The organism is Streptomyces sp. NPDC001348 (genome assembly GCF_053597535.1).
On sequence record NZ_JBSFIK010000011.1, the window covers coordinates 133,626 to 152,713 of the forward strand.

The window sequence follows — 19,088 nt, forward strand, 5'->3', positions numbered from 1 at the left end:
ACGCCACCCGGCCCGTGCCGCACCGTGACGAGCGGTCTGCCCGGAACGGATTGCCGCGCCGAGACCGGGAGGACGTCGCCCCGCACCGCGGCGCCCCGATCGAACAGCCCGCCTTGTTCGTCGGCGGCTCCCTGGACGCCTCCACCACCTGGATGTCCGACGCCGTCGACGCCTCCTCCACCACCCTGCCCGCCCTGTCCGCCTCCCACCTCCTGGACGGCTGCGGCCACTGGGTCCAGCAGGAACGTCCCGAGGAGGTCAACCGTCTGCTGACCGACTGGCTCGCCACCCTCCGGAGCTGAACCAGGCGGCCCCGGGCAGCTGTGTGGTGCGTGGGCCGCGCCGAGGTGGAGCAGAGGATGGGAACCGCGACCTCCGCCAAGTAGGCCGACGACGTGGCGCCCTGACCGTGGACGTAGACGCGCGACGGCTCTTGTCCCGGCAGCTCGACCCAGCGGATCCGGCCGCCCCTCGGGCGTCACGGTGGCGCTGCGCACAGCCTGCTCCCCTCCACTCCAGATCGACGGGGAGACGAGAGGGGCCCACCGGGCTCGAGTGCACCAGCACCGCCCCCAGCAGTAGGCGCGGTGCGGGCACCGGAAGCCTCGGGCCTCGATCAAGGCACCCCACCCGACTTCGTTCACAACGTCGTAAGACGCAAGGAATGCGGAGGGGTGCGGATCGGACCGGACGGACAACATCGATGGGCTGGACCTGGCCGAGGCCGCCCTCAAGATTCGTGAACCCGACGTTCCGAGCCGGCCGTCACAGGCCTCGGCAGGTGGGTTCCGGCGGACCAGTGCGTCAGAAATCCCGAACTGACGGGGGATGCACGCCGGCCATCCGCTTCCGCATCTCGGGCGGCGACACGGATCGTGTCCGTGGTCCGGGCCGGGAGGGCGGAATTCCTCACGACCTGGCCAGGTGGATGCGGGACGAGGCCGCGGGGAGGCCCTGAACCCCACCTCTTGACACCTCTCCCCGGCGCGGGCACATTGAGTTGCGCAACCTGAATCGCGTTGCGCAGCAAGCAACTGAACGGTTCTTGATTCCGGAGGTGCGGCGATGGCGGGACCCCGAGTGGTGATCATCGGAGCGGGTGTCGTGGGAGCGGCCCTCGCGGACGAGATCTCCGCGCGCGGCTGGACCGAAGTGACCGTGGTCGACCAGGGCCCGCTCCCCGCGACCGGGGGGTCGTCGTCGCACGCTCCCGGCCTGGTCTTCCAGACCAACTCCTCCAAGACCATGACCGAGTTGGCCCGGTACACCGTCGAGAAGTTCTGCTCCCTCGACGTCGACGGCAAGCCCTGCTTCCTGCAGGTCGGCGGCCTCGAAGTGGCGACCACCCCGGAGCGTCTGGCGGAGCTGCACCGCCGCCACGGCTGGATCACGGCCTGGGGCATCGAGTCCCGGCTGCTGACCCCCGACGAGTGCGTGGAGCACCACCCCCTGGTCAGCCGCGAGAAGGTCCTCGGCGGCCTGCTGGTCCCCACCGACGGCCTCGCCAAGGCGGTCCTCGCGGTCGAGGCGCAGATCCGCCGGGCCACCGAGCGCGGCGTGACCTTCCTCGCCCGCCACGAGGTCCTCGACGTTAAGCAGGCCGACGGCCGTGTCACCGGCGTCCTCACCGACCAGGGCGAGATCCCCGCCGACATCGTGGTCTGCTGCGCCGGCATCTGGGGTCCGAAGATCGCCCGCATGGTCGGCATGAACCTCCCGCTGACCCCACTGGCGCACCAGCTCGCCTGGACCGGCCCCGTCCCGGCCCTCGCCGGCCAGACCGAGGAGGCGGTCCGCCCGATCCTGCGCCACCAGGACGCCGACCTCTACTACCGCGACCGTTTCGACGGCGTGGGCATCGGCTACTACGGTCACCGCCCGATGCCCGTCACGGCGGACGAGATCCTCTCCTTCGACGAGGCCGAGGAGATGCCGTCGGTCCTGGAGTTCACCGAGGACGACTTCGCGCCCGCCTGGACCGAGACCCAGTCCCTGCTCCCCGCGACGCAGGAGGCCAAGATCGAGCAGGGCATCAACGGCCTGTTCTCCTTCACGACCGACAACTTCCCGCTGCTCGGCGAGTGCGGGGACGTCAAGGGCTTCTGGGTCGCCGAGGCCGTCTGGGTCACCCACTCCGCGGGCGTGGGCCGGGCGATGGCCGAGTGGCTGGTCGACGGCCACTGCTCGTCCTTCGACCTGCACGAGTGCGACGTCAACCGCTTCGAGCCGCACCAACTGGCCCCGGAGTACGTCCTGGCGCGCGACTGCCAGAACTTCGTCGAGGTCTACGACATCCTCCACCCTCTCCAGCCGTCCGGGGACCCGCGCCCGATCCGCACCAGCCCCTTCCACACCCGCCAGCGGGAGCACGGCGCCTTCTTCCTGGAGGCGAACGGCTGGGAGCGCCCGCAGTGGTACGAGGCCAACGCCAAGCTCGTCGAAGGCCGCGGCATCCCCACCCCCAACGACTGGGCCGCCCGGTTCTGGTCGCCCATCGTCGGCGCCGAGGCCCAGGTCACCCGCGAGACGGTCGCCATGTACGACATGACGGCCCTGAAGCGCCTGGAGGTGAGCGGCCCCGGCGCGGGGGAGTTCCTGGAGCGCCTGTGCACCGGCAAGGTCGCCAAGTCCGTCGGTTCGGTCACCTACACCCTGCTCCTCGACCACGACGGCGGCATCCGCAGCGACATCACCGTGGCCCGCCTGGCCCGCGACCTCTTCCAGGTCGGCGCCAACGGCAACCTCGACCTCGACTGGTTCTCCCGCCACCTGCCCGCCGACGGCACCGTCCAGGTCCGCGACATCACACCCGGCACCTGCTGCGTCGGCCTGTGGGGCCCGCTGGCACGCAAGGTCCTGCAGCCGCTGACCGACGAGGACTTCTCCGCCGACGGCCTGAAGTACTTCCGCGCCAAACGCGCCTACATCGGCTCGGTGCCCGTCACCGCCATGCGCCTGAGTTACGTGGGTGAGCTCGGCTGGGAGCTCTACACCACCGCCGACCAGGGCCAGAAGCTGTGGGACACCCTCTGGCGGGCGGCGGAGCCCCTCGGCGGCGTCATCGCCGGCCGCGGCGCCTTCAACAGCCTCCGCCTGGAGAAGGGCTACCGCTCCTTCGGCACCGACATGACCTACGAGCACGACCCGTACGAGGCCGGTGTCGGCTTCGCCGTCAAGCTCGACAAGGGCGACTTCATCGGCAAGGCAGCCCTGGAGCGCCGCAGGGAGAACGTGCGGCGCAAGCTGACCTGCCTCACCATCGACGACCCGTACGCCGTCGTCCTGGGCAAGGAGCCGGTGTACGACGGGGACCGACCCGTCGGCTACGTCACCAGCGCCGCCTACGGCTACACCATCGGCAAGGGCATCGCCTACGCCTGGCTGCCGGCCGATTCGGCCACCCCCGGCACACCCCTGCGGATCGGTTACTTCGACCGGCGTGTCGAGGCGGTCGTCGCCGAGGAGCCCCTGTTCGACCCCACCATGTCCCGCCTCCGTGGCTGACACCCAGGGGGTGTCTTGAAAGTCCCGCACAGCACCCGCGGCGCCCGGCACGCACCCTCGCCGCACCGGACACCGCGGGCACCGCACTGGACTTTCAAAACACCCCCTGACGCCGACTCCGAGAAAAGGAACACCGCCGGTGAACGCACAGCTGCTCGACGGCAAGGCGGCCGCCGCCGACATCCGTCGCGAACTCGCGGAGCGCGTGGCCAAGTCGACGGCCACCGTCGGCCGCCCGCCGGGCCTGGGCACCGTCCTGGTCGGCGACGACCCCGGCAGCCGTACCTACGTCGCCGGAAAGCACCGCGACTGCGCACAGGTCGGCATCGCCTCCATCCGCCGCGAACTGTCCGCCGACGCCTCCCAGCAGCAGGTCGAGGAGACGGTCGACGAACTCAACGCCGACCCCGCCTGCACCGGCTACATCGTCCAGCTCCCGCTCCCGCGCCACTTGGACGCCAATGCCGTACTGGAACGCATGGACCCGGGCAAGGACGCCGACGGCCTGCACCCCGTCAACCTCGGCCGGCTCACCCTGGGCGTCGAGGCCCCACTGCCCTGCACCCCGCGCGGGATCGTCGAACTGCTCCGCCGCCACCACGTTCCCCTCGCCGGAGCCCGGGTCTGCGTGATCGGCCGGGGCATCACGGTAGGACGCCCGATCGGCCTCCTCCTCACCCGTCGCTCCGAGAACGCCACCGTGACCCTGTGCCACACCGGCACCAAGGGCCTGGCCTGGCACGTACGCGAGGCGGACATCGTCATCGCGGCCGCCGGCTCGCCCGGCCTGGTCACCAAGGACATGCTGCGCCCGGGCGCGGCGGTCCTGGACGTCGGCATCACCCGCACCGACCAGGGGCTGGTCGGCGACGTCCACCCGGACGCCGCCCAGGTCGCCGGCTGGATCGCGCCCATGCCCGGGGGCGTGGGCCCCATGACCCGGGCGATGTTGCTCGCCAACGTCGTCGAGGCCGCCGAGAGGAACGCCACCGTCGTATGAACGCGCACGTCGCAACGTACCCGCAGTATCCGAACCCTTCAGAAGACGGAGACGTCCGATGAACCCCCGCACCCCCGGCGCCGACCTCCCCGAGCACCCCGACTGGCTGTGGCGTACGCCCGATCCGAGGCGTTCGTACGACGTCGTCATCGTCGGCGGCGGCGGACACGGCCTGGCCACCGCCCACTACCTGGCCAAGAACCACGGCATCACCAATGTCGCCGTACTGGAGAAGGGCTGGCTCGCGGGCGGCAACATGGCCCGCAACACCACGATCATCCGCTCCAACTACCTGTGGGACGAGAGCGCCGGCATCTACGAGCACGCGCTCAAGCTCTGGGAAGGCCTGGCGGAGGAACTCGACTACCCGATCCTGTTCTCCCAGCGCGGCGTGCTGAACCTCGCGCACAGCCTCCAGGACGTCCGTGACAGCGTGCGGCGTGTGGAGGCCAACCGCCTCAACGGCGTGGACGCGGAGTGGCTCGACGCGGACGGGGTCAGGGAAGTCTGCCCGATCGTCAACGTCTCCCCGGACGTGCGCTACCCGGTTCTCGGCGCCACCTACCAGCCGCGTGCGGGCATCGCCAAGCACGACTACGTGGCGTGGGGCCTGGCCCGCTCGGCGGACGCGGCGGGCATCGACATCATCCAGAACTGCCAGGTCACCGGCCTCGACGTGGTCGGCAACCGGGTGGTCGGCGTCCAGACGAACCTCGGCCCCATCGCGGCTGGCAAGGTCGCGCTGTGCTCGGCGGGCCATACCTCCGTCCTCGCCGCCATGGCGGGTATCGCACTCCCCCTCCAGAGTCACCCGTTGCAGGCCCTGGTCTCCGAGCTGCTGGAGCCCGTGCACCCCACCGTCGTCATGTCCAACGCGGTCCACGTGTACGTCAGCCAGGCGCACAAGGGCGAGCTGGTGATGGGCGCGGGCATCGACGCGTACAACTCCTACACCCAGCGCGGCGCCTTCCACATCATCGAGGAGCAGATGTCGGCGGCTCTGGAGCTCTTCCCGGTCTTCGCCCGTGCCCACGTCCTGCGCACCTGGGGCGGCATCGTCGACGTGAGCCCCGACGCCTCACCGATCATCGGGCTCAGCCCCGTCGACAACCTCTACCTCAACTGCGGCTGGGGCACCGGCGGCTTCAAGGCCACCCCGGGCGTCGGCTGGGTCTACGCCCACACCATCGCCCACGACACCCCGCACGCCCTCAACGCCCCCTTCTCGCTCGACCGTTTCACCACCGGCGCGCTCGTCGACGAGCACGGCGCGGCCGCGGTGGCCCACTAGGGAGCCGTCCATGCTGCTCATCCCCTGCCCGTGGTGCGGGCCCCGCGACGAGGCCGAGTTCCACTACGGCGGTCAGGCCCATGTGCCGTACCCGCAGGACCCGGCCTCCCTCACCGACGAGGAGTGGGCCCGCTACCTGTTCTTCCGGGACAACTCCAAAGGCCCCTTCGCCGAGCGCTGGAGCCACGCGGCGGGCTGCCGCCGCTGGTTCAACGCGGTGCGGGACACATCGACGAACGAGATGCTGGCCGTGTACCGGTCGGGGGAGGAGCGCCCGGCGATCTCCGAGCCGCGTCCCGCCGCTTCTCAGCCCTGCCCGGCACCACCGGCCCGTCCGGCGATCGGCGACGAGGCCGTTCCGGCCGAAGCGGGGTCCGTGGCCGAGTCCCCGCAGGACGTGACGGCCGGGGACGGCGGTGGCGGAACAACGCAGCCCTTCCGCCACCCCACCCGCGGCCGGATCCGGCGGGACGAGCCCCTCACCTTCACCTTCGACGGCACCGAATACCGAGGCTTCCGCGGCGACACCCTCGCCTCCGCCCTCCTCGCGAACGGCGTCGTCCAGGCCGGCACCAGCATCAAGCTCGGCCGCCCGCGAGGCATCTTCTCGGCCGGCGTCGAGGAGCCCAACGCCGTCGTCCAGATCGAGGCCCCGTTCCCCGAGCCGATGCTCCCCGCGACGACCGTCGAGCTCTACGACGGCCTGGTCGCCACCAGCCTCCCCGGCCAGGGACGCCTGGCCACCGACCCGGACCCCGCCCGCTACGACGCCGTACACACGCACTGCGACCTGCTGGTCGTCGGCGCGGGCCCGGCCGGCCTCGCCGCGGCGGCCGCCGCGGCGAACAGCGGCGCCCGCGTCATCCTGGCCGACGACCAGCCGGAGCCGGGCGGCAGCCTGCTGGGAACGGGGGAACACCTCGACTGGGTGCGGGAGACCGCCGGGCGACTGGAGGCCTCACCCGAGGTACGGGTCCTGCGCCGCACCACCGTCTTCGGTCACTACGACGACAACCACCTCCTCGCCGTCGAGCGCCGCACCAACCACCTCGGCGCCGAGGCCCCCGAGAACATCTCCCGTGAACGCGTCCACCGCATCCGTGCCCGCCGTGTCGTCCTCGCCACCGGCGCCCACGAGCGCTCGCTGGCCTTCGCGGACAACGACCGTCCCGGGGTGATGCTGGCCGCCTCGGCCCGTAGCTACGTCAACCGCCACGGCGTCCTGCCGGGCCGTCACGCGGTCGTCTTCACCACCAACGACAGCGCCTACGCCTCGGCGTTGGATGTCGCCGCGGCCGGTGTGACCGTCACGGCCATCGTCGACACCCGTCCCGAACCGGGGGAGTGGGCCGAGCGCGCGCGGGCGGCCGGCATCGAGGTGCTGGCCGGCCACGCCGTCACCGGTACGGAGGGCGAGGCCCGCCTCACCGCCGTGACCGTCGCCCCGTACGGAGAGTCCGTCGGGCAGCGGCAGTTCGCGGCCGACCTGCTGCTGGTCTCCGGCGGCTGGAACCCGGTGGCGCACCTGTTCAGCCAGGCGGGCGGCACGCTGCGCCACGACGAGGCGCTCGGCTCCTTTGTCCCCGACACCTGCCGTCAGGCGGTCGAGGTGGCGGGCAGCGCGAGCGGCGTCCTCGACCCGGCCACCGTCCTGGCGCAGGGCGCGGCCGCCGGTGCCCGTGCCGTCGAGGCCGAGGGGTACACGTCCGAGACGCCCCGCCTCCCGGCGGTGGCCGCGCAGCCACGGCCGACGGCCCCCATGCACGTGTACGCCGTCCCGGGCGCGCCGGACGCCCCCCGCTTCGTCGACCTCCAACGCGACGTCACCACCGACGACCTGGCCCGCGCGACCGGCGCCGGGCTGCGCTCGATCGAGCACACGAAGCGCTACACGACGGCCGGCACCGCCAACGACCAGGGCAAGACCTCCGGCGTCCTGGCGAGCGGTGTCATCGCCGAACTGCTCGGCGTGGACATCTCGGCGCTCGGTCTGCCCACGTTCCGGCCGCCCTACACCCCGGTCTCCTTCGCCACGCTCGCCGGCCGCGACCGCGGCGCGCTGAGCGACCCGATCCGCACGACGGCCATTCATGCGTGGCATGTCGCGCACGGCGCCCTGTTCGAGAACGTAGGCCAGTGGAAGCGGCCTTGGTACTACCCGCGGGACGGCGAGGACATGGAAGCCGCCGTGCTGCGCGAGTGCCGGGCGGCCCGCGAGAGCGTGGCCTTCATGGACGCCTCCACCCTCGGCAAGATCGACGTGCAGGGGCCGGACGCCGGAACCTTCCTCGACCTGCTCTACACCAACATGATGAGCACCCTGAAGGTCGGCATGATCCGCTACGGCGTCATGTGCCGCCCGGACGGCATGGTCTTCGACGACGGCACGGTCATCCGTCTCGCGCAGGACCGCTTCCTGGTCACCACCACGACCGGTAACGCGGCCGCCGTACTGGACTGGATGGAGGAGTGGCTCCAGACCGAGTGGCCCGGGCTGAAGGTGCACTGCACGTCCGTGACCGAGCAGTGGGCCACGGTCGCCCTGGTCGGCCCCCGCTCCCGCGAGGTCCTGGGCGCGTTGGCGCCCCGACTGCCCGTCGCCAACGACGACTTCCCGTTCATGGCGTGGCGGGAGACGACCGTCGCGGGCATCGAGGCGCGGGTGTGCCGGATCAGTTTCTCCGGCGAACTCGCCTACGAGATCAACGTCTCGCCCTGGGAGGCCCTCGCGCTCTGGGAGGCCGTGTACGAGGCCGGCGCCCCGTACGGCATCACCCCGTACGGCACGGAGACCATGCACGTCCTGCGCGCCGAGAAGGGCTACCCGATCATCGGGCAGGACACCGACGGCACCGTCACCCCACAGGATCTCGGCATGAGCTGGGTGGTGTCGAAGAAGAAGCCGGACTTCATCGGCAAGCGGTCCCACGCCCGCGCGGACACCGCACGCCCCGACCGTAAACACCTGGTCGGCCTCCTCCCCGAGGACCCCGGCACCTTCCTTCCGGAGGGCACTCACCTGATCGCCGACGGTGTGCTGCCGGCACCGCCCGTCCCGATGCTCGGGCACGTCACGTCCAGCTACCGCAGCGCGGCTCTCGGCCGGACCTTCGCGCTCGCCCTGGTCAAGGGCGGACGGGACCGCATCGGCGACCGGCTCTACGCCCCCGTGGGCGACCAACTGGTCCCGGTGACCGTCACCGGCCCCGTCCTCTACGACCCCGAGGGAGCCCGCCGAGATGGCTGACAACGTCCTGACCGCCCCGCTCCGCAGCCCTCTGTCGCATGTCGCGGATCGGCTGGCCGCCGCGACCCGCACGTCCGGGGGCGCGATCCGGCTGGCCGAACTCCCCTTCCTGACGCAGATCAACGTGCGCCTCGACGGCAAGGGTGCGGCGGCGGAAGCCGTCGGGCTCGCACTGGACCTCCAGCTGCCCCTCCAGCCGAACACGACCGTACGCGCGGGGAAGCTGACCGTGCTGTGGCTCGGCCCGGACGAATGGCTGCTGGTGGGACCGGCGGGGAGCGAGCGGCATCTGGAGAGCCGGATCCGGGAGGCCGCCGGAGACGAGCACGTCTGCGTCACCGACGTCTCCGCCCAGCGCACCACGCTCCTCGTGACGGGCCCACACGCCCGCGACCTGCTGGCCCACGGCTGCGCGCTGGACCTGCATCCGCGGGTCTTCGGCTCCGGACGCTGCGCCCAGACGACCCTGGGCCGCACCCAGGTCGTCCTGGTCGCCCGGGACGAACCGAGCAGGGGGTTCTGGGTGCTGGTCCGTTCCTCGTTCGCCGGCTATCTGGCGGAGTGGTTGCTCGACGCGGCGACGGAGTACGTCGCCTGAGCGACCTCGGCCGGGCGCGCACCGCCCCTCCCGCGGGAGTTGTGCCGAGGCGCGCCCCCCGACCGTGCCCCCATCCAAGGAGACCGCCGATGACCCTGTTCAACCAGCCCCTGCACCAGGCCGACCCCGAGGTCGCCGCCGCCGTGGACGCCGAGCTCGAGCGCCAGCAGTCCACCCTCGAGATGATCGCCTCGGAGAACTTCGCTCCGCTCGCGGTGATGGAGGCGCAGGGCTCGGTCCTGACGAACAAGTACGCCGAGGGCTATCCGGGCCGCCGCTACTACGGCGGCTGCGAGCACGTCGACGTCGCCGAGCAGATCGCCATCGACCGGGTCAAGGAGCTGTTCGGCGCCGAGTACGCCAACGTGCAGCCGCACTCGGGCGCCTCCGCCAACCAGGCCGCCCTGTTCGCGCTCGCCCAGCCCGGTGACACCATCCTCGGCCTGGACCTGGCGCACGGCGGTCACCTCACCCACGGCATGCGGCTGAACTTCTCCGGCAAGCAGTTCGACGTGGTCGCCTACCACGTGGACCCCGTGACCGGCCTGGTCGACATGGCCGAGCTGGAGCGGCTGGCCAAGGAGCACCGGCCGAAGGTGATCATCGCGGGCTGGTCGGCGTACCCGCGGCAGCTGGACTTCGCCGAGTTCCGCCGGATCGCCGACGAGGTCGAGGCGTACCTGTGGGTCGACATGGCGCACTTCGCGGGCCTGGTCGCCGCCGGGCTGCACCCCAACCCGGTGCCGTACGCGGACGTGGTCACCTCCACCACCCACAAGACCCTCGGCGGCCCCCGCGGCGGCATCATCCTGGCCCGCGGCAAGGACTTCGCGAAGAAGCTGAACTCTTCGGTGTTCCCCGGCTTCCAGGGTGGCCCGCTGGAGCACGTGATCGCGGCGAAGGCGGTGTCCTTCAAGGTGGCCGGCTCGGAGGAGTTCAAGGAGCGGCAGCGTCGTACGGTGGAGGGCGCGCGGATCCTCGCCGAGCGGCTGACCGCCGCCGACGCCCGTGAGGCCGGTGTGAACGTGCTCTCCGGCGGTACGGACGTGCACCTGATCCTGGTGGACCTGCGTGATTCGGAGCTGGACGGGCAGCAGGCCGAGGACCGGCTCCACGAGGTGGGCATCACGGTCAACCGGAACGCCGTCCCGAACGACCCGCGACCGCCCATGGTGACGTCGGGGCTGCGGATCGGCACCCCGGCCCTGGCCACCCGCGGCTTCGGGGCGGAGGACTTCGCCGAGGTCGCCGACGTGATCGCCGAGACGCTGAAGCCGTCCTACGACGCGGAGGCGCTGAAAGCCCGGGTCAAGGCCCTGGCCGGGAAGCACCCGCTCTACCCCGGCCTGTGACCGGCACCGCTCGGTCCGCCCCGACAATCCCACGGAGTACGGTGTGGCAATCAGCGTCTTCGACCTGTTCTCCATCGGCATCGGCCCCTCCAGCTCGCACACCGTGGGACCGATGCGCGCCGCCGGGATGTTCGTCGCCCGGCTGAAGCAGGAGGGAGTGCTGGCCCAGACCGCCTCGGTCCGGGCGGAGCTGTTCGGCTCCCTCGGTGCCACCGGTCACGGTCACGGCACCCCCAAGGCGGTGCTGCTCGGCCTGGAGGGCAACGAGCCGCACACGGTCGACGTCGCTCAGGCCGACCTGGACGTCGAACGGATGCGGGCCACCGGCCGCATCCGCCTCCTCGGCGCCGAGATCGGCGCGGCCCACGAGATCGGCTTCGACCTCTCGACCCAACTGGTGCTGCACCGCCGGCGATCGCTGCCGTACCACGCCAATGGAATGCTCCTCCTCGCGTACGACGCCGACGGTGGACCGCTGCTGGAGAAGACGTACTACTCGGTGGGCGGTGGCTTCGTCGTGGACGAGGACGCCGTCGGCGCGGACCGCATCAAGGCCGACACCACCGTGCTGAAGTACGGCTTCGGCACGGGAGACGAACTGTTGCGGCTCTCCCGGGAGACCGGCCTGTCGGTCTCCGCGCTGATGCTGGAGAACGAGAAGGCCTGGCGCACCGAGAACGAGATCCGCACGGGCCTGCTGGAGATCTGGCGGGTCATGGAGGCCTGTGTGGCCCGGGGGCTGGGCCGTGAGGGCATCCTGCCCGGCGGCCTGAAGGTCCGTCGTCGTGCCGCGGCGGCCGCCCGTGCGCTGCGCGGCGAAGGTGACCCGGCGGCCCGTGCGATGGAGTGGGTGACCCTCTACGCGATGGCCGTCAACGAGGAGAACGCTGCGGGCGGCCGCGTCGTCACGGCCCCGACGAACGGCGCGGCGGGCATCATCCCCGCCGTGCTCCGCTACTACCTCGACTTCGTGCCGGGCGCCGACCAGGAGGGCATCGTCCGCTTCCTGCTGGCGGCGGGCGCCATCGGCATGCTCTTCAAGGAGAACGCCTCCATCTCCGGCGCCGAGGTCGGCTGCCAGGGGGAGGTCGGCTCCGCGTGCTCCATGGCCGCCGGCGGTCTCGCCGAGGTCCTCGGCGGCAGTCCCGAGCAGGTGGAGAACGCCGCCGAGATCGGCATGGAGCACAACCTCGGCCTCACCTGCGACCCGGTCGGCGGCCTGGTCCAGATCCCGTGCATCGAACGCAACGGCATGGCCGCGGTCAAGGCCGTGACCGCCGCCCGGATGGCCCTGCGCGGTGACGGCCGGCACCACGTCTCCCTCGACAAGGTCATCAAGACCATGAAGGAGACCGGTGCCGACATGAAGGTCAAGTACAAGGAGACCGCCCGCGGCGGACTCGCCGTCAACGTCATCGAGTGCTGAGGACAGTGAATCACTCGCGGGTCAGGCCGGGGGCGGGTTGTCCCGGCCCTGCTCGCGGCCCAGCTCGTCCTTCAGCCTGTCCTGGGCGGTGTCGACTGGGGAGCGGTACTTGCCCTCGGTCCTTTCGTCGACGTAGTCGCCGGCCTTGTCGACACCCTTGTCGGCCTGGCTCTCGTGGCCCTTCAGCATGCTCTTGAGCTTGTCCATCATGGACATGATGCGCCTCCTCGACGGAAAGGGGCGGAACGGGCCCCGTTACCAGGGTCGGCACAGCGCCCGTGATCCGCATCTCGGCAGCGGCGACGGCCCCGGCGGCCGTCAGACGTCCGCGCCGGGCGCGCAGTTGCGGGCGATGAGCAGGGCGACGTCGTCGTGGTTCGCCGGGTGTCTCAGGTCGTGCAGGAGCCGGTCGCAGGTCTCCTCCAGCGAGGACTCGGGCTTGTCGAGCAGATGCAGGAGGGTTTCGAGGCGCTCGTCGATGGAGTGCTCGCGGGTCTCGACCAGTCCGTCCGTGTACAGCACGAGCTGATCGCCCGGCACGAGAGGGACCGTCGCGGTCTCGAACGGCACTCCGCCGACGCCGAGCGGCGCGCCGGACGGCAGGTCCAGCAGCCGGGGGCGTTCGCCCCGGCGGACGAGGACGGGAGGCAGATGACCTGCGGTGGCCAGGCGCCACCGGGCACCGCGGGGGTCGTGGACGGCGTACACGCAGGTGGCGATGTACTGCTCGAGCCGTGAGGTGATCGTGTCGAGGTGATGGAGCACCCGCGCGGGGTCGAGATCCAGGTCGGCGAAGGCGGTGGTGGCGGTGCGCAGGCGGCCCATGGTGGCGGCGGCGTCGATACCGCTGCCCATCACGTCGCCCACGACGAGCGCGGTCCGGTCGCCGTCCAGCGGGAGGACGTCGTACCAGTCGCCGCCGACCTCGTAGGCGGCCTGCGCGGGCTGGTAACGGGAGGCCACCCGCAGTCCGGGGAGGCTGGGCGGATGGTCGGGGAGCAGGCTGCGCTGAAGGGACTCGGCCGCGTTGCGCACGCTCTGGTGCGCCCGGGCGTTGTCGATGCACACGGCGGCGCGGGAGGCCAGCTCGACCGCGATGGCCATGTCGTCCTCGTCGAAAGGCCGTGGATCACGGGCCCGGCTCAGACCGAGGAAGCCGAGGGTGTCACCGCGGGCGGTGAGCGGCACGGCCAGGTAGGAGTGCACCCCGGCCCGGGCCAGCAGGGTCGCGGCCCGCTCGTCCCGGGCGATGCGCGACAGGTCGTTGCCGTCGGCGTGCCGGACCAGGACCGGGCGGCCGGTGCGTACGCACCTGGTGGCCAGACGGTCGGCGTCGTACGTGGTGATCTCGCCCGGCTGGTCGACGGCGCGGACGGCGTCCGTGGGGTAGGCGGCCTTCACCGCGAGGGCGCGGAAGGACGCGGACGCGCCTTCCCGGGAGGCGGGACGGTGCTCGTCGAGGACGGAGTCCAGCACGTCGACGGAGACCACGTCGGCGAAGGCGGGGACACTGACGTCGGCCAGCTCCTGGGCCGTCTGGCCGACCTCCAGGGTGGTTCCGATACGGGCGGAGCCGTCGGCGATCAGCGTCAGGCGCCGCCGTGTCTCACTGGCCTCCTGGGCCGCCTGGTACCGCTCGGTGACGTCCACCACCAGCTCGGCCAGTCCGATGACCCGGCCATGGGTGTCCTCCAGCCGGTACAGCGAGAAGGTCCAGGCATGGGTGTGCTCCGGATCGGCCCTGGTGCGGCCCACCAGCGGAGACTGCTCGACCACCGGGGCCCCGGTCCGCAGGACCTCGCGCATCGCCGCCTCGGCCGTCTCGAACTCCGCGGCGCTCATGATCTGGCGGTACGGCTTGCCGATGTGGTCCCTGGCGGGAATGCCGTGGATCCGTTCCAGGGCCGGGTTGACGGCCAGGTACCGCAGACCGGTGTCGAAGATGGCGATCCCGATCGGGGACTGGGAGATCAGCCGTGTGGACAGGGCCAGGTCGCGCTCCATCTCGCGCAGTGTCGGTGAGTCGGTGCCGAGGCCCAGGGCGTAGAAGTCGCCGTGGGCGTCCAGCAGCCGCATGTTGCGCAGCTCCACCTGCCGGGTGCTGCCGTCCTTGCGACGGATGGGAAAGGTGCCGCTCCAGCTCCGGCCGGTCTCCATGACCTCCGTGAAGGTCTTGACCACCCAGTCCCAGTGCTCCTCGCGCACCAGCAGCCGCGCGGCGTACTCCCCGAGCGCCTCCTCGGCGCTGTAGCCGTACAGCTGCTCGGCCTGCGGGCTCCACAGGGCGACCCGGCCGTCCGCGTCCAGCAGGACCGCCGCGACTCCGAGCAGGTCCATCAGCCCGCTGGGCTGCGAGGGTTCACCCTCCGGCCGCTCGCTCCCGGTGCGGCCGCGCAGCGCCGGAGCCCATTCGGCCTGGCTCATCGCAGGCACTCCTTCCGCCGGCCGGCGCGGACCGTCGGGCCGTCGTGGGAGGCGGCCCGCCTGCGCCGGAAGACGCTCGCCCTCCCATGGTCCCCCCGATGAGCCGGTCGGCACACCCCCGCGGCCCCCGGTGGTCAGTGCCTGCCCTTGCCTCCGTGCCGGCCTTTCTTCTCGGCGGCCGGCCGGGCGTCGTCGGCCGGTCCCGGCGGCTGCTCGCCGGCGGCCCGCTCGGGGGAGGGGGAGACCGTGAGGTCCGACACGGCGGACGGTGCGGGGGAGGGCGCCGAGGACGGTGCGGTGGAGGACGGCACGCTCGTCGACGGCTCGGCTTCCCGGCCTCGCGTAGGGCCGTCCTCGGGCGAGAACCAGGCCATGCCGGCGAGCAGCGCCGCGACGAACAGGCCGGCACAGCACAGCAGCACCACCGTGCGGGGGCGGCGCCGGGCGGACGCGCGGGAGCGGTGCGGCGCGGCCCGGTGCACCGTCGTACGCCACTGCGTGTCCGCCGCCGGGAAGCCCTGGCCCGCGCCGAGGCCGGTCGCCCGTGCGCCCGTCGCGGCGGGGGGCGGCGGCCACTGCGACCCGAAGGGAGCGGCCACCCGGTCCTGGCCGGGCTGCTCCCGCGGCAGGGGCTGCGGCGTCCCCAGCCAGGCGCCGCGCCCGAACCAGTCGGCCACCTCCCCGGCCGAGGGGCGCTCCTCGGGCTGCTTGGCCAGGAGTCCGAGCAGGTAGTTCTCGAAGGCGGCCGGCAGTTCGGTGCCGAGCCGGCTGGGCGGTACGGGAGTGGCGTCGAGATGCTGATGGAGGATCGCCAGGGCGCTGTTCCCCTGGAACGGTGTACGGCCGGTGAGGAGCTGGTAGAGCACACAGCCCAGGGAGTACACGTCCGATGCCGGCCCGGCGGGCTTGCCCAGGGCACGTTCCGGCGCCAGGTAGAGGCTGGTGCCGACGATCTGCCCGGTGGCGGTGAGGGCGGCCCCCGGGTCGTCGAGGAAGCGGGCGATGCCGAAGTCGCCGATCTTCAGCGTGCCGTCGGCGTCCAGCAGGAGGTTGGCGGGTTTGATGTCGCGGTGCACTATGCCCTGCCGGTGGGCGGCGGCGAGCCCGGCGGCCGCCTCGGCGGCGATGCGGGCCACGCGCGCGGGAGGCAGGGGGCCGGACGCGGTCAGCAACCGGGCGAGGCTGTCGCCCTGGACGAGTTCCATCACCAGGAACAGGTGGTTCTCGTGCTCACCGAAGTCGAGTACGCCGACCACGTTCGGGTGGTGGAGGGAGCCGGCGGTCCGCGCCTCGAGGTGGAAGCGGGAGGTGGCGGTGGGGTCCGACGCCTGGGGCAGCAGCAGCTTCACCGCCACGGGTCTGCCGGCCATCTCGTCGAAGGCCCGCCAGACCTCTCCCATGGCGCCCCGCCCGATCGCGTCCTGCAACCGGTATCGGCCCGCTGCCAGCACCTGTCGTCCCACCCTCTTGCCTACGACGTCTCGACCGCCGCGCGCGGCAACTCCCCACGTGGACAAGGGTGTAGACGCTGCGACGACCCCAGCGTAGCGGCTTCACGAGGCCTTCACCCCCGGTCCGTGGAGGTGGCGGACCGGGCCGTGGCGCACGGGGGCCGGCGCGGCGGCCCGCCCCCGTGCGGCCGAGGGTGTCAGCGCTTGCCGAGGAGCTTGTTCATCTCGGCGATCTCGGCGGTCTGCCCGGTGACGATGTCGTCTGCCATGGACCGGGCGGGACCGTACCGGCCCTTGGTCTTCTCGGTCGTGGCCATCTCGACGGCGCCCCGGTGGTGCTCGACCATCATGGTCAGGAACATGGTGTCGAAGTCGGCGCCGGACGCCTTCTCCAGCTTGTCCATGTCCTTGCCGTCCATCATGCCGGGCATGCCGGAGTGATCCATCCCGGGCATGTCCGAGTGGTCCATGCCGGGCATGCCGGACTTGCTCATACCAGGCATGCCGGACTTGCTCATGCCGGGCATGTCGGAGTGCTCCATGCCGGGCATGCCGGAGGCCGTGGAGCTTCCGGACGGCACCTCCTCGTTCCAGGACTTCAGCCAGCCGCTCATCGTCCTGATCTCCGGGTCCTGGGCCTTCTCGATGCGCGTGGCGAGGTCCTTGACCTCGGCGGAGGACGCCCGCTCGGTGGCGAGACGGGCCATCTCCAGGGCCTGCTGGTGGTGGGGGATCATGCCCTGCGCGAAGGAGACGTCCTGGGCGTTGTGAGCGCCCGCCGCGGCGGTGCTGCTCGCCGACGGCGACGCGGAGCCGTGGCTCTGGTGGCCGCTGCCGGTGGTGTTGTCGTCGTTGCCGCAGGCGGCGAGAACGAGGGCGGCGGTGACAGCCGTGGCCGTGAGGGCGGCACGGCGGATACCGGTGTTGCGCATGGGGGAACTCCTGCTGTTGCGTGAGGATCTGGAATGCCGGGGCGCACCGAGTCGCCGGGCCGTGCAGGGGCCGGCGCGGTGCGGGCGGTCCTAGATCCGCAGGAGTTGGAGTTCGGCCAGGGACGGCGGTGGCCGTGCGCCGCCGGGGGCCGGGGCCGCGCACGAGCGTGCGGCATCCGTGTGCGCGGGTACGGGCCCCGGATCGGGCGCCAGGGCGGGAAGTACCGGTCCTCCGCTCACCGCCGCCGCCTGGCAGGTCGCGTCGGCGTGCTGGAGGTGACCTCCACCGCAGCCGTCGCCGGCGCAGCCGTCGTGCGCCCCCGCCACCGCCGCCGCACACGGCATTCCGCCGTGCGCGCGTTCGTGGAGCCCACCGCCGGGAGCCAGGGCGTGCATGGCCATGAGCCCGGCCAGCACCCCGAGCACGAGCAGCATCCAGGACCACCGCACGGGCGGTCGCCGGTAGTGCTGTTCGGGAGTGGTCATCGGGATCATCCTAGACGCGACGTGGGGCTCTTGTTCACCGTGGGGCCGCCGGTGCCCCCGGCCGGTCCCGCGGACGGGCGCACGGAGCCCACAACCACGTCCACGTCCGGGTCAGGCCCGCGATGTCCGAGCCGTGGGCCGCCGCCACTCCCGCCATCACCGGCCATGCCAGGAAGGTCAGCGCGATCTCGGCGGGACCCGAGTCCGTGCCCACCGCGACGACCGCGAACTCGGGAACGAAGGCGAGGCCGCCCAGCAGCGCGCCCGCCAGGGCCGGACCCCACGGCCGTACGCAGAGACGGGACGCCAGGGCCAGCCCGCCGGCGAGGACCAGGCCCATGAACACACCGGCCGCCGCGCTGCCCGCGAGGAGCAGACCGCAGGACCGGAGATCGCGCGCGGCGAAGTCCGCGTCCCCACCCCTCGCGAACTCCACCACCGCCACCACCAGGGTGAGCACCGCCCAAGGAACGGCCGGCACGCCCGCCATCACCATGCCGACACGAATCCCGCGCCCCAGCGCGCCCGGCCTGCGCACAGTCCCCCCTGGTCGATCGACCTTGCAGGGGGCAGACTACTCAGACCCGTCGGCCGGCGGGTCCTGGCCCTTCACGGCCCGGCCCGCACGGCCGCACCAGGAGCAGGAGGCCAACCGGTGATCGTCCCCGTCAGTCGTACGGCCGCCACGGTCGTGTCATGACCGCCATGGCCATCGTCGGAGCCGGTCCCGGCCTGGGTGCGGCCGTCGCGCGGCGGTTCGGCCGGGAGGGCTACGACGTCGCTCTCCTGGCCCGCGACCAGCATCGTCTGGACACGCTGGCCGGTGAACTCGCCGCGGACGGTGTGAGCGCGCGCGGCTTCGCCGCCGACGTGCGGGACCCCCGGGCGCTCGCGGCGGCCCTGGAGGCGGCGGCCTCGGCCGTCGGCCCCCTCGAGGTCCTGCAGTACAGCCCCGTCCCGCACCGTGACTTCATGCGTCCCGTGCTGGTGACCAAACACACCGATCTGATCGGTCCGGTCGAGTTCTCGGTCTACGGTCCGGTCGCGGCCGTCCAGCAGGTACTGCCGGGCATGCGTTCCCTCGGCCGCGGCACGATCCTCTTCGTCAACGGCGGCAGCGCGGTCGTCCCGCATCCCGACCGGGCGGGTACCTCGATCGCGTTCGCCGCCGAGAGCGCCTACGGCAGCCTGCTGCACGACAGACTCGCCTCCGAGGGCGTCCACGTCGCCCAGTTGATCATTCCCGGTGCGATCGTCCCGGGTCACCGCCGCAAGGACCCTGCCGCGCTCGCGGACCTCCTGTGGTCCCTGCACCGGGACCGGCGCGGCTTCCGGCACTTCGCCGACGACCTGGACGGCTGAGCCCCGCCCCGGCGC

General features: G+C 72.1%; 14 protein-coding genes and 1 pseudogene. 9 read left to right on the plus strand and 6 right to left on the minus strand.

Annotated features, from left to right (window positions below):
• Positions 1-59 precede the first annotated feature (59 nt).
• The 8 genes and pseudogenes from ACWC21_RS14700 to ACWC21_RS14735 form a co-directional block, all read left to right on the plus strand.
• Positions 60-302, plus strand: a pseudogene (locus ACWC21_RS14700) (alpha/beta fold hydrolase); the annotation flags it as partial.
• A gap of 763 nt (positions 303-1,065) precedes the next feature.
• The gene (locus ACWC21_RS14705) at positions 1,066-3,504 is read left to right on the plus strand and encodes a GcvT family protein (RefSeq protein ID WP_450881622.1); all 2,439 of its coding nucleotides are present in this window, start codon (positions 1,066-1,068) and stop codon (positions 3,502-3,504) included.
• Positions 3,505-3,643: 139 nt separating this feature from the next.
• Positions 3,644-4,504 carry a bifunctional methylenetetrahydrofolate dehydrogenase/methenyltetrahydrofolate cyclohydrolase gene (locus ACWC21_RS14710; protein ID WP_450881624.1) on the plus strand — a complete coding sequence of 287 codons (861 nt, stop codon included), beginning with the start codon at positions 3,644-3,646 and terminating at the stop codon, positions 4,502-4,504.
• Positions 4,505-4,562: 58 nt separating this feature from the next.
• Complete coding sequence (locus ACWC21_RS14715) at positions 4,563-5,795, plus strand: sarcosine oxidase subunit beta family protein (protein WP_450881626.1); 1,233 nt, start codon at positions 4,563-4,565, stop codon at positions 5,793-5,795.
• Between the two features lie 10 nt (positions 5,796-5,805).
• Positions 5,806-9,042 carry a sarcosine oxidase subunit delta family protein gene (locus tag ACWC21_RS14720; protein WP_450881628.1) on the plus strand — a complete coding sequence of 1,079 codons (3,237 nt, stop codon included), beginning with the start codon at positions 5,806-5,808 and terminating at the stop codon, positions 9,040-9,042.
• On the plus strand, positions 9,035-9,640 hold the full coding sequence (locus ACWC21_RS14725) for a sarcosine oxidase subunit gamma (protein WP_450881630.1): 606 nt from the start codon (positions 9,035-9,037) through the stop codon (positions 9,638-9,640). The genes ACWC21_RS14720 and ACWC21_RS14725 overlap by 8 nt, the downstream gene beginning before the upstream one ends.
• A gap of 89 nt (positions 9,641-9,729) precedes the next feature.
• Positions 9,730-10,992: a serine hydroxymethyltransferase gene (gene glyA, locus ACWC21_RS14730; RefSeq protein WP_450881632.1), complete on the plus strand. Its 1,263-nt coding sequence runs from the start codon at positions 9,730-9,732 to the stop codon at positions 10,990-10,992.
• Between the two features lie 43 nt (positions 10,993-11,035).
• Positions 11,036-12,418 carry an L-serine ammonia-lyase gene (locus ACWC21_RS14735; RefSeq protein ID WP_450881634.1) on the plus strand — a complete coding sequence of 461 codons (1,383 nt, stop codon included), beginning with the start codon at positions 11,036-11,038 and terminating at the stop codon, positions 12,416-12,418.
• 21 nt (positions 12,419-12,439) lie between these two features.
• Here the strand turns inward: ACWC21_RS14735 and ACWC21_RS14740 are convergent, their stop codons facing one another.
• The 6 genes from ACWC21_RS14740 to ACWC21_RS14765 all read right to left on the minus strand — a co-directional run bounded on the left by ACWC21_RS14740 (position 12,440) and on the right by ACWC21_RS14765 (position 18,192).
• The gene (locus tag ACWC21_RS14740) at positions 12,440-12,634 is read right to left on the minus strand and encodes an antitoxin (RefSeq protein WP_450881635.1); all 195 of its coding nucleotides are present in this window, start codon (positions 12,632-12,634) and stop codon (positions 12,440-12,442) included.
• A 102-nt stretch (positions 12,635-12,736) separates the two neighbouring features.
• Complete coding sequence (locus ACWC21_RS14745; RefSeq protein ID WP_450881637.1) at positions 12,737-14,842, minus strand: SpoIIE family protein phosphatase; 2,106 nt, start codon at positions 14,840-14,842, stop codon at positions 12,737-12,739.
• 134 nt (positions 14,843-14,976) lie between these two features.
• Positions 14,977-16,293 carry a serine/threonine-protein kinase gene (locus ACWC21_RS14750; RefSeq protein WP_450881639.1) on the minus strand — a complete coding sequence of 439 codons (1,317 nt, stop codon included), beginning with the start codon at positions 16,291-16,293 and terminating at the stop codon, positions 14,977-14,979.
• A gap of 197 nt (positions 16,294-16,490) precedes the next feature.
• Positions 16,491-17,225, minus strand: a complete 735-nt coding sequence (locus tag ACWC21_RS14755; RefSeq protein WP_450881641.1) for a DUF305 domain-containing protein — start codon at positions 17,223-17,225, stop codon at positions 16,491-16,493.
• Between the two features lie 90 nt (positions 17,226-17,315).
• Positions 17,316-17,711 carry a DUF6153 family protein gene (locus ACWC21_RS14760; protein WP_450881643.1) on the minus strand — a complete coding sequence of 132 codons (396 nt, stop codon included), beginning with the start codon at positions 17,709-17,711 and terminating at the stop codon, positions 17,316-17,318.
• A gap of 34 nt (positions 17,712-17,745) precedes the next feature.
• Positions 17,746-18,192: a hypothetical protein gene (locus ACWC21_RS14765; RefSeq protein ID WP_450881645.1), complete on the minus strand. Its 447-nt coding sequence runs from the start codon at positions 18,190-18,192 to the stop codon at positions 17,746-17,748.
• A 215-nt stretch (positions 18,193-18,407) separates the two neighbouring features.
• Here ACWC21_RS14765 and ACWC21_RS14770 point away from each other — a divergent pair, with 215 nt between their 5' ends.
• Positions 18,408-19,073: an SDR family NAD(P)-dependent oxidoreductase gene (locus ACWC21_RS14770; RefSeq protein WP_450881646.1), complete on the plus strand. Its 666-nt coding sequence runs from the start codon at positions 18,408-18,410 to the stop codon at positions 19,071-19,073.
• The last annotated feature ends 15 nt before the right edge of the window (positions 19,074-19,088 follow it).